Source organism: Actinoplanes sp. NPDC026623, assembly GCF_040638275.1.
Lineage (GTDB): Bacteria > Actinomycetota > Actinomycetes > Mycobacteriales > Micromonosporaceae > Actinoplanes.
Genome location: NZ_JBEZXZ010000256.1, coordinates 1 through 10,750, shown reverse-complemented (window position 1 = coordinate 10,750; position 10,750 = coordinate 1). Strand labels below are relative to the sequence as shown.

Sequence of the window (10,750 nt, the reverse complement as noted above, 5' to 3'; positions counted from 1 at the left end):
AACCAGGTCTCCCGCTACCACCTGGTCATGGACGCCATCAACAACGCCAAACGACTACCCCGCGGCGCCACCGAACTCAAAGCCTGGTGCGCCGCACAACTCGCCCGGCACCAGGCGTACATCGTCGAACACCTCGAGGACATGCCGGAGGTCCGCGACTGGACCCTCGCCGACCGGGTCACCGGCTGAGAAGCCGCGCCGGCCGTCGATGATCCGGCCCCGAACGCGGCCCGCGCCCGGGTGTCGTAGCGTGTTGCCTCGTGACTAAGCGAGTGCGCGCGAACGGTGCCGGGGCCCGGGCCGCCAAGGAGCCGGCCGTACCGGCGGTGGTGGACGTCTCCACGCCACCGGCCAAGGCAGCCGGCGGCCTCGGCCGCTGGCTGCTCAAACACCAGGTGCAGCCGGTCGGCCCGGCGGCCGGCGAGGCGCACGCCGAGCAGCACGCCTGGTGGAAGGTGATGTGCCTGACCGGGGTGGACTACTTCTCCAGCCTCGCCTACGTGCCGGCCATCGCCATCGCGGCGGCCGGCGCGGCCTCCCCGCTGGCCACGCTGCTCATCGTCGCGCTGACGCTGTTCGGCATGCTGCCGATGTACCGCCGGGTGGCCAAGGAGAGCCCGCACGGCGCCGGGTCGGTGGCGATGCTGGAGGAGCTGCTGCCGTTCTGGCGCGGCAAGGTCTTCGTGCTCGTGCTGCTCGGCTTCGTCTGCACCTCGTGGATCATCACGATCACCCTGTCGGCCTCGGACGCCAGCCTGCACGTGATGGAGAACCCGCACGCGCCCGGCTTCCTGCACGGGCACGCCGTGGCGCTGACCGTCATCCTGTTGCTGGTCCTGGGCGGGGTGTTCCTGCTCGGCTTCAGCGAGGCCGTCAGCGTCGCCATCCCGCTGGTCGCGATCTTCCTCGGGCTCAACGCCATCATCATCGGCGCCGGCCTGGCCGACGTGATCACCTCGCCGACGGCGTGGTCGGCCTGGACCGACGCGCTCACCTCCGGTGGGGCCGGCTTCGGCGACCTGGTCGGCCCGGCGTTGTTCGCGTTCCCGTTGCTGGTGCTCGGCCTCTCCGGCTTCGAGACCGGCGTGAGCATGATGCCGCTGGTCGCCGCCGACGGCGCCGACGCCGAGCAGCGGCTGCGATCGCGGATCCGCAACAGCCGCAAGCTGCTCACCACGGCCGCGGTCATCATGAGCGTCTACCTGCTCAGCAGCAGCCTCGTCACCACCATCCTGATCCCGGCCGCGGAATTCGCCGACGGCGGGGCCGCGAACGGCCGGGCCCTCGCCTGGCTGGCACACGAGCAGCTCGGCGAGACGTTCGGCACCGCCTACGACATCAGCACCGTGCTGATCCTGTGGTTCGCCGGCGCCTCGGCCATGGCCGGGCTGGTCAACATCGTGCCCCGCTACCTGCCCGGCTACGGCATGGCCCCCGAGTGGGGCCGCGCCGTGCGCCCCGTCGTGCTGGTCTACACCGCGATCAGCGTCGTGCTCACCATCGCGTTCAACGCCGACGTCGACGCGCAGGCCGGCGCCTACGCTACCGGCATCCTGGCCATGATGGTCTCCGGCGCCTTCGCCGTCACCGTCTCCGCCTTCCGGCACCGCCAGCGCCTGGCCACGGCCGGGCTCGCGCTGCTCACCGCCGTCCTCGCGTACGCGCTGGGCGCGAACGTCGTCGACAAGCCCGACGGCATCGCCATCTCCGCCATGTTCGTCGCCGGCATCGTCGTCGTCTCGCTGATCTCCCGGGTCGCCCGCACGACCGAGCTGCGCGCCGATCGCATCGAGTTCGACGACGCCGCGCGCCGGTTCGTCACCGACACCCTCAACCGCGACGGCCAGATCAACCTCATCGCGAACCGCCGCCAGGCCGGTGACGCCGCCGAGTACCGGCTCAAGGAACGCGAGCAACGCGGCGACAATCCCGTCCCCGGCACCGCCGACGTGCTGTTCCTGGAGATCGACGTCATCGACCCGTCGGAGTTCAGCGACACCCTCACCGTCCGCGGGGTGCAGGTCGGCCCGCACCGCGTGCTGCGCGCCGAGGCGCCCGCCGGGCCCAACGCCATCGCCGCCATCCTGCTGGCCCTGCGCGACACGACAGGCGTGCGCCCGCACTGCTACTTCGCCTGGGCGGAGGGCAGCCCCCTGGTGCACATGGTCCGGTACTTCCTGCTCGGCCGCGGCGACACCGCGCCCGTGGTCCGCGAGATCGTCCGCAAATACGAGCCCGACCCCGACCGCCGCCCCGGCATCCACGTCGGCGCCTGACAGCGGCCGGAACAGACGGGGAAGCCGTCGCCCCGAAAAGGCAACGGCTTCCGCGGAATCGATCAGTAGTAGCGCTCCAGCAGCACCTCGTCGTCGCCGCTGTGGTATTTGCTCACGCCGGATGCCTGGGCGTAATACAGGCAGCTCGACTTCGAGGTGTTGTGATCCAGCCCGAGCACGTGGCCGAGTTCGTGACAGGCGCTGGACCACCGGTCGGTCTCGTCACCCGCGTAGTAGTCGTTGAGCTTCACCGATGCGCTGCTGTAGTAGGTCTGCGCGGAGTGGAGGGTCCGATTGGTGATCGCAGCCGCCCCGTCGGCGGCGGAGTAGTCGGAGACCCGCACGCAGTGCGCGGGCGAGCCGTCGCAGCCGGTGCTCGCGGCCCGGTAGATCGAGTCGATTCCGGACACCTTGTTCCAGTCGGTCACCGCGCGGCCCACCGGCCACTCGGCGCCGGAACTGTCCACGAAATCGATGACCGGCCGGACCGCCCCGCTGTAGGTCCAGCGGACGATGCAGGTCGCCGAGCTGGGCCAGGTGCGTGCCGTGCCGTTGCTGCAGGCCGCCACCTGCGCGCTGACCTCGCTCGCGGCCGAGCGGACCCGCACGCCGCCGACACCCTTCGCGGCGAGGCGGCCGGCCAGATCGGCGGCCCGGACCCCGGGGACGTGCGCACACTGATACGGGGCACACCGATGATCGCGCGACGGTAGGGAGACGCGGGTGGCACACGGACAACTACGCATCTACCTGGGTGCCGCCCCCGGCGTCGGCAAGACCTACACGATGCTGGAGGAGGCGCACCGGCGCGCCGAGCGCGGCACCGACCTCGTCGTCGGGCTCGTCGAGACGCACGGCCGCGAGCACACCGCCGCGATGATCGGCGCTCTGGAGGTCGTCGCCCGCCGGGAGGTGACCTACCGCGGGGCCACCTTCACCGAGCTCGACCTCGACGCGCTCCTCGCCCGCCGCCCCGAGGTGGCCGTGGTGGACGAACTCGCGCACACCAACGTGCCGGGCGGCCGCAACGCCAAGCGCTGGCAGGACGTGCAGGAGTTGCTGAACGCCGGCATCACCGTCCTCACGACCGTGAACGTGCAGCACATCGAGTCCATGAACGACGTCGTCGCGCGGATCACCGGCGTCGAGCAGCGCGAGACCGTGCCCGACGCCGTGGTCCGCGCCGCCGAGCAGGTCGAGCTGGTCGACATGACGCCGGAGGCGCTGCGCCGGCGGATGGCGCACGGCAACATCTACCGGCCCGAGAAGATCGACGCCGCGCTCGGCAACTACTTCCGCACCGGCAACCTCACCGCGCTGCGCGAACTGGCCCTGCTCTGGCTCGCCGACAAGGTCGGCGATCAGCTCGACGCCTACCGCGCCGACCACCGGATCGACGCCACCTGGGAGACCCGGGAACGCGTCGTCGTCGCGCTGACCGGCGGCCCGGAGGGCGACACCCTGATCCGGCGCGCGGTCCGCATCGCCGTCCGCACCAGGGGCGCCGACCTGCTCGCCGTGCACGTCACCCGGGGCGACGGTCCCACCGGCGCGGACCCGGCGGCGCTGGCCCGCCAGCGCGTCCTGGTCGAACGTCTCGGCGGCACCTTCCACCAGGTGATGGGCGGGGACGTCCCCGGGGCGCTGCTGGAGTTCGCCCGCGGCGCGAACGCCACCCAGATCGTGCTCGGCGCGTCCAGCCGGGGCCGGTTCGCCCAGCTCTTCTCCGCCGGGGTCGGCGTCACCACCGCCGCCCGCTCGGGCGGCATCGACGTGCACCTGGTGACACACGAACGCGTCCGGCGTGGCCGCGGCGCCCGCCGCGAGCCCGCAGCGCTGTCCCGCCGGCGGCGGATCGCCGGGTTCCTGACCGCGCTGGTCGGGTTCCCGCTGCTGACCTGGCTGCTGCACGTCGTGCCGCAGCCTTCGCTGACCAACGACATCCTGCTGTATCTCGCGGCCGTCGTCGGCGTCGCCCTGATCGGCGGGCTGTGGCCCGCGCTGCTCGCCGCGGGCATCGGGTCGCTGATGCTGAACTGGTTCTTCACGCCGCCCGTCGGCCGGTTCACCATCTCGTCGGCGGACAACCTGCTCTCCCTGATCGTCTTCGTCATCGTCGCGATCGCGGTCAGCTGGGTCGTCGACACCGCCGCGCGTACCACCCGGCAGGCCGCCCGGGCCGGCGCCGACGCGCAGACCCTGGCCACCGTCGCCGGCAGCGTGCTGCGCGGCGCCCGGCCGCTGACCGCGCTGCTCGAACGGCTCCGGGAGACGTTCCGCCTGGACACCGTCACCCTGCTCGAGCGCGACGGTCTCCGGTGGACGGTCGTCGCCTCGGTCGGCGGAGCGATCTGCCCGACACCCTCCGACGCCGACGCCGAGGTGAACGCGGACGACCGGCTCACCCTCGTCATGCGGGGGCCGGCGCTGGCGGCCAGCGACCGGCGCATCGTGGAGGCGTTCGCCGCCCAGGCCGCGCTCGCCGTGCGGCAGGAACGCCTCGCCGCCGAGGCCGCCGCCGCCAAGCCCCTCGCGGAGGCCGACAAGATGCGCACGGCGCTGCTCGCGGCGGTCAGCCACGACCTGCGTACCCCGCTCGCGGGGGCGAAGGCGGCCGTGGCCGGGCTCGCCGCCGAGGACGTCCACCTGGACGACGAGGACCGGGCCGAATTGCTCGCCACCGCCGACGAGTCCCTCGACAAGCTCGACCGGCTCGTCGCGAACCTGCTCGACATGAGCCGCCTGCAGGCGGGCGCGCTCGGCGTTCACGCCGTCGACGTCGGCGCCGAGGAGGTCGTGCCGCGCGCCCTCGACGACCTCGGCGTCACCGTCCCCCTGCACCTGCCGCCCGACCTGCCCGCGGTGCACGCCGACCCCGGCCTGCTGGAACGCATCCTGGTCAACCTCGTCGCCAACGCCGTCCGGCACAGCCCACCCGGGCGGCCACCCGTCGTCACCGCCAGCACCCTGGCCGGCCGGGTCGAGATCCGGGTCATCGATCACGGCCCGGGCATCCCCGCGGACCGGTGGGAGGACGTGTTCCTGCCGTTCCAGCGCCTCGGCGACCGCGACAACCACACCGGCGTCGGGCTCGGGCTCGCCCTCTCCCGCGGGCTCACCGAGGCCATGGGCGGCACGCTGACCCCGGAGGAGACGCCCGGCGGGGGCCTCACCATGATCGTCGCGCTGCCCGCCGGCGCGCACCACACGGAGGTACCCGAATGAGCCGCATCCTCGTCGTCGACGACGACGCGCAGCTCCTGCGCGCCCTGCGAGTCAACCTGCGCGCCCGCGGCTACGACGTCGACACCGCCGGCGACGGCAACTCCGCGCTGCGCGCCGCCGCCGACAGGCCACCCGACCTGGTGGTGCTCGACCTGGGCCTGCCCGACCTCGACGGCGTCGAGGTCATCGGCGGGCTGCGCGACTGGACCGCCGTCCCGATCGTCGTGCTCTCCGGCCGCGCCGACAGCCACGACAAGGTCGGCGCGCTCGACGCGGGCGCCGACGACTACGTCACCAAGCCGTTCGGCATGGACGAGCTGCTGGCCCGCATCCGTGCCGCGCTGCGCCGCGCCGCGCCCGACGCCGAGCGCCCCGCGGTCGTCACCGTCGGCCGGCACGCCGTCGACCTGGCCGCGCGTACCGTCTCGGACGACGTGAAGTTCACCCCGACCGAGTGGCAGATCCTCGACCACCTGCTGCGCAACCCCGGCATGCTGGTCAGCCAGCGCGTCCTGCTGCGCGACGTGTGGGGGCCGCAGTACCAGACCGAGACGAACTACCTGCGGCAGTACCTGGCCCGGCTGCGGCGCAAGCTCGAGGACGATCCGGCCCACCCGAAACACCTGCTCACCGAGCCGGGCATGGGCTACCGGTTCAATCCCTGACCGGCCCTAGACTCACGCTCACTGTGACGTGAGGGGCATGGATGCTGCATGTACGGGTCATCGCGCCGGAGCAGCGCACCGAGCGGATCCTTCAGGAGCTGACCGGCGACGAGGCGGTCACGCACCTGGTCGTGCTGCCCGGCGCCGCCCGCTCGCCGAGCGGTGACGTGCTCGAGTTCGACGTCGTCCGGGAGGGCGCCAGCACCGTGCTGGAGCGGCTGCGCGCCCTCGGGCTGGACCGGGACGGCGCGATCGTCGTCGAGCGGGTCGACGCGGCGCTGTCGGCGTCGGCCGACCGCGCCGCCCGGCGGGTACCCGGGCTGGGCGCCGACGCGGTCGTCTGGCAGGAGCTCGAGCAGCAGACCGGCGCGGAGGCCGAGCTGTCGGCCTCGTTCCTGGCGTTCATGACCATCGCCATGATCATCGCCGCGGTGGGGGTGCTGCTCGACCAGCCGATCCTGATCGTCGGATCGATGGTCGTCGGGCCGGAGTTCGGGCCGCTCGCCGCCCTGTGCGTCGGCGTCGTGCTGCGCCGGTGGCGGCTGGTGCGCCGCTCGGCGCTGGCGCTGGGGGTCGGCTTCCCCTTCGCCATGGTCGTCACGGTGCTGGCGGTCTGGCTGCTGACCGCCCTCGACGTGGTGGACCGGTCGATGCTGCTCCACGAGCGGCCGCTGACCGCGTTCATCTGGCGGCCGGACGCGCTGTCCTGGGTGATCGGCCTCCTCGGCGGGGTGGCCGGCATGCTGTCGCTGACCTCGGCCAAGACGGGCACGCTGGTCGGCGTGCTGATCTCGGTGACCACCATCCCCGCAGCGGCCAACGCCACGGTCGCGCTGGCCTACGGCGCGCGCGAGGAGGCTATCGGCTCCGCCCTGCAACTGGTCATCAACGTGGCGGCGATCGTCGTCGCCGGCGTGCTCACCCTGCTCGTGCAGCGGACGGTGGGGAGGCGATCCCGGCAGCCGGGCTGAGGCGGGGTCAGTCGATGTCGGCCTGCCACAGGTCCGGGCCGAAGACCTCGTACTGGATGTCGCGCACGGGGACGTCCCGCTCGATCAGCGTGTTGCGGATCGCCCGCATGAACGCGATCGGGCCGCACAGGTAGTAGAGCGCGTCCTCCGGAAGCTCCAGAGTGGACAGGTCCATCATGCCGGGGTTCACGCCGTCGACGGGCAGTTCGCTGCCGGAGCCGTCCTCGTACCAGGCGTGCAGCGACGATCCGGGCAGCCGGGCCAGGTCGTCGACCAGCTGGCGGCGCAGCGGGAACGCCCGCTCGTTCACGTCGGCGTGCAGCGACATGACCCGCAGGTGCGAGCCCGCCGCGACCAGGTGCGAGATCATCCCGGCCATCGGGGCGACCCCGATCCCGGCGCTGACGAACACCACCGGCCGGCCGCCGTCGTCGAGCACGACGTCGCCGTACGGCACGCTCATGGCGAGTTCGTCGCCGACCTGGATCCGGTCGTGCAGCAGCGTCGACACCTCCCCGTCGGGCCTTCCGCCGCCGTGCACGCGCTTGACGGCGAAGTAGCGGTGCTCGCCGTCGTCGGCCCGGGTGAGGCTGTACTGGCGCGGCTGGCGCACCCCGTCCGGCATCGGCACCTGCACCGAGACGTACTGGCCGGGCAGCGAGGTCTTCACCGGCCGGTCGTCGACGCGCCGCATGACGAACTGGACGACGTCGTCGGCCTCCTGCACCTTCTCGGCGACGCGCCACTGCCGCCAGACCCGTTCGGCGGTCACCCCGCGCGCGCTGTACAGGCCGCGTTCCTGATTGATCAACGCGTACGCCATCAGCCAGTAGACCTCGTCCCACGCGGCCGCGACCTCGGCGGTGACCGCGTCGCCGAGCATGTCGCCGATGGCCCACATCAGGTTGTCGCGCACGATCCGGTACTGGTCCGGGCGGATGCCCAGCGAGGCGTGCTTGTGCGCGATCCGGGTCAGCAGCCGCTCCGGCAGCTTCTGCGGGTCCTTCAGCAGCGCGGTGGCGAACACCGCCACCGAGCCGGCCAGGGCCCGGGACTGGGTGCCCTCGGCCTGGTTCCCCCGGTTGAACACCCCGTCCTGCAGCTCCGGATGCTCGGCGAACATGTGCGTATAGAACCGTCGCGCGATCTCCTCGATGTGATCGCCGACGACCGGCAGCGTGGCCGCGACGATCGGCCGGGCTCTCTCCGACAGCACAGATGACCTCCCGGGTGATGCCATAGGGGGATCTTCCGAGACTATCCACGATCGGCCGGATAGCGGGCGGATCGCCAAACGAAGGATCTTTTCGCCGGGAGCGTTACCCCGGGTCGGAGACCGCGCCGGGGCGGACCAGCCCGGTCTCGTAGGCGAGGACCGCCGCCTGAACCCGGTCGCGCAGCCCGAGCTTGGTCAGGATCGCCGAGACGTGGGTCTTGACCGTTGCCTGGGTGAGGAAGAGCCGCTCGGCGATCTCGGCGTTGGTCAGCGCCCGGGCGACCAGGGTCAGCACCTCCGCCTCCCGGGCGGTGAGCGGGTCGAGCCGCCGGTCCGGGCCGGCACCGGGGGGCAGGCCCGTCGCGAACCGGTCGAGCAGGCGCCGGGTGACCGTCGGGGCGAGCAGCGCCTCGCCGCGGGCCACCACCCGGACGGCGTCGGCCAGGTCGGCCGGGCGGATGTCCTTGAGCAGGAACCCGCTCGCCCCGGCCCGGAGCGCCGCGAAGACCGGCTCGTCGAGGTCGAACGTGGTCAGCATGACGACCCGGGCGGTGTTGCCGGATGCGACGATCCGGCGGGTGGCCTCGATGCCGTCCAGCCGGGGCATCCGGACGTCCATCAGCACCACGTCGGGCCGGAGCTCCGCGGCCAGCGCCGCCGCCTCCAGCCCGTCGCCGGCCTCGCCGACCACCTCGAGGTCGTCGCGGGCGTCGAGGATCATCGCGAACCCGGCCCGGACCAGCTCCTGATCGTCGGCGAGCAGGATGGTGACGGTCACGCGGACGCTCCCAACGGCAGGCGGGCCGAGACGCGGAACCCGCCGGCGGGCAGCGGACCCGCGTCGAGGCTACCGCCGACCAGCCGGGCCCGTTCGCGCATGCCGACGAGGCCCGCCCCGGCGCCGTGCGCGTGCGGCGCGCGGACGGCGGCCGCCGCGCCGTCGTCGGTGATCTGGAGGTGCAGCGCGGCGTCGGTCCACCGCAGGTCGACCTCGGCCCGGGTCGCCCGCGCGTGCCGCAACGTGTTGGTCAGCGACTCCTGGACGATCCGGTACGCGGACAGGCTGACGTCGGCGGGCACCGCCCGGGCGTCACCGGCGCTGTTGACGGCCACCGCGAGCCCGGCCGCGCCGAGGGACGCCGCGAGCGCGTCCAACTGGTCGAGGCCGGGCTGCGGCGCGCGCGGCTCCACGCCGTCCGGCCGCAACGTCTGCAGCATGGTCCGCAGCTCGCCCAGGGCGGAGCGGCCGGCCTCCTGGATCGTGTCGAGCGCGGCCCGGGCCCGATCCGGGCGGCTGTCGAAGACGTCGGCGGCGGCGCCGGCCTGCACCACCATCAGCGACACGTTGTGCGCGACCACGTCGTGCAGCTCGCGGGCCAGCCGGGCGCGCTCGTCCGAGACGATCCGGCGGCGCTCCTGCTCCCGGCGGATGCACCGGACCCGGGCGAGCTCGCCCCACGCCCAGCCCAGCAGGGAGGCGAACACGGCGAGGATCAGGTCGGTCCAGCCGCCGCTGACGAACGTCCAGGGTGTCAGGGCGAGCATCACGCCCAGCGCACAGAGCGAGACCCGCGGCGGCCGGATCCGGGCGAAGGAGATCAGCGGCGCGGCGGCCAGCCCCAGCCAGCCGACCTGCGGCGCGAGCGCCTCGATGCCGATGCCGGCGACGATCGCGAGCCCCATCGCCGGCTCCGGCCACCGGCGCATCAGCAGGATCGAGGCGGCCTGGGCGGCCGCACAGGCCAGGGCGGCGGCGATCTCGACGGCGGTGTCGGGGCCCTCCGGCACACCGAGGATCAGCGTGGTCAGCGCGACCGCCAGCACGCCGGCCCAGCCCGCGTCGGAAACGGCCGGTCGCATCCGGAAGGTCTTCATACGACACACGGTATGCCGTCGGCCGCCCGCGGATCATCGGCCGCGGGATCGACCCGGGCGCCCGTCCGCATCGGTCCGCGGACGGAGATCGGATCCGATCCCCCGGGCGATCCGGGAGGAGGCCCGCACGCCGGATGGTGGTGTGCGAAACGAACGCCACCACCCGAGGAGGACCCGATGACCAGCACCGCCGACATCACCCCCGCCGTCACCGCCGCCGATTGCGTACGGCGACGGCGCCGGACCCGCGCCCTCGCCGTCGTGGCGGCCACGGGTGCGACCTTCACCGTGTGGACCGTCGCCCACCAGGTCGCCGGCGTCGACCTCGTCGTCGACTCCGGATCGGGCGCGACCACCGTGACGCCGGGCGCCGTCGTCATCACCACGGTGGTCGCCGGGCTCGCGGCCTGGGCGCTGCTGGCCCTGGCCGAGCGCCGCCTCCGGCGGGCCACGGCCGTCTGGTCCGGCGTCGCCGGCGCCGTCCTGCTGATCTCACTGCTCGGGCCGCTCGGTTCGGGCGTC

Annotated in this window: 10 protein-coding genes; 6 read left to right on the top strand and 4 right to left on the bottom strand. The window is 73.2% G+C overall.

The annotated features are described in order from the left end of the window. Both AB0F10_RS40790 and AB0F10_RS40785 read left to right on the top strand, forming a co-directional pair. Window positions 1-189, top strand: a 189-nt coding sequence (locus AB0F10_RS40790; protein WP_360638459.1) for a hypothetical protein, incomplete at its 5' end; no start/stop codon positions are given. 140 nt (window positions 190-329) lie between these two features. After that, window positions 330-2,276: an amino acid transporter gene (locus AB0F10_RS40785; RefSeq protein WP_360638462.1), complete on the top strand. Its 1,947-nt coding sequence runs from the start codon at window positions 330-332 to the stop codon at window positions 2,274-2,276. 62 nt (window positions 2,277-2,338) lie between these two features. On the opposite strand, the gene AB0F10_RS40780 is transcribed toward AB0F10_RS40785, so the two are convergent. Next, window positions 2,339-2,884, bottom strand: coding sequence for a matrixin family metalloprotease (locus AB0F10_RS40780; RefSeq protein ID WP_360638456.1), 546 nt, complete (start codon window positions 2,882-2,884; stop codon window positions 2,339-2,341). A gap of 115 nt (window positions 2,885-2,999) precedes the next feature. On the opposite strand from AB0F10_RS40780, the gene AB0F10_RS40775 reads away from it, so the two are divergent. Genes AB0F10_RS40775 through AB0F10_RS40765 form a run of 3 tightly spaced genes read left to right on the top strand, consistent with a single transcriptional unit; the run spans window position 3,000 to window position 7,137 of the window. Next, window positions 3,000-5,501 carry a DUF4118 domain-containing protein gene (locus AB0F10_RS40775; protein ID WP_360638453.1) on the top strand — a complete coding sequence of 834 codons (2,502 nt, stop codon included), beginning with the start codon at window positions 3,000-3,002 and terminating at the stop codon, window positions 5,499-5,501. Beyond that, window positions 5,498-6,166 carry a response regulator gene (locus AB0F10_RS40770; protein WP_360638450.1) on the top strand — a complete coding sequence of 223 codons (669 nt, stop codon included), beginning with the start codon at window positions 5,498-5,500 and terminating at the stop codon, window positions 6,164-6,166. The genes AB0F10_RS40775 and AB0F10_RS40770 overlap by 4 nt, the downstream gene beginning before the upstream one ends. 41 nt (window positions 6,167-6,207) lie before the next feature. Beyond that, a complete protein-coding gene (locus AB0F10_RS40765; protein WP_360638447.1) occupies window positions 6,208-7,137 on the top strand; it encodes a DUF389 domain-containing protein in 930 nt (309 codons plus the stop codon). Window positions 7,138-7,144: 7 nt separating this feature from the next. Here AB0F10_RS40765 and AB0F10_RS40760 read toward each other — a convergent pair whose 3' ends face one another. The 3 genes from AB0F10_RS40760 to AB0F10_RS40750 form a co-directional block, all read right to left on the bottom strand. Then, the gene (locus AB0F10_RS40760; RefSeq protein ID WP_360638444.1) at window positions 7,145-8,353 is read right to left on the bottom strand and encodes a globin domain-containing protein; all 1,209 of its coding nucleotides are present in this window, start codon (window positions 8,351-8,353) and stop codon (window positions 7,145-7,147) included. A 103-nt stretch (window positions 8,354-8,456) separates the two neighbouring features. Beyond that, a complete protein-coding gene (locus AB0F10_RS40755; RefSeq protein WP_360638441.1) occupies window positions 8,457-9,131 on the bottom strand; it encodes a response regulator transcription factor in 675 nt (224 codons plus the stop codon). Continuing rightward, window positions 9,128-10,228, bottom strand: coding sequence for a histidine kinase (locus tag AB0F10_RS40750; protein ID WP_360638438.1), 1,101 nt, complete (start codon window positions 10,226-10,228; stop codon window positions 9,128-9,130). The genes AB0F10_RS40755 and AB0F10_RS40750 overlap by 4 nt, the downstream gene beginning before the upstream one ends. A gap of 177 nt (window positions 10,229-10,405) precedes the next feature. Here AB0F10_RS40750 and AB0F10_RS40745 point away from each other — a divergent pair. Further along, window positions 10,406-10,750, top strand: a 345-nt coding sequence (locus AB0F10_RS40745; protein WP_360638435.1) for a DUF6069 family protein, incomplete at its 3' end; no start/stop codon positions are given.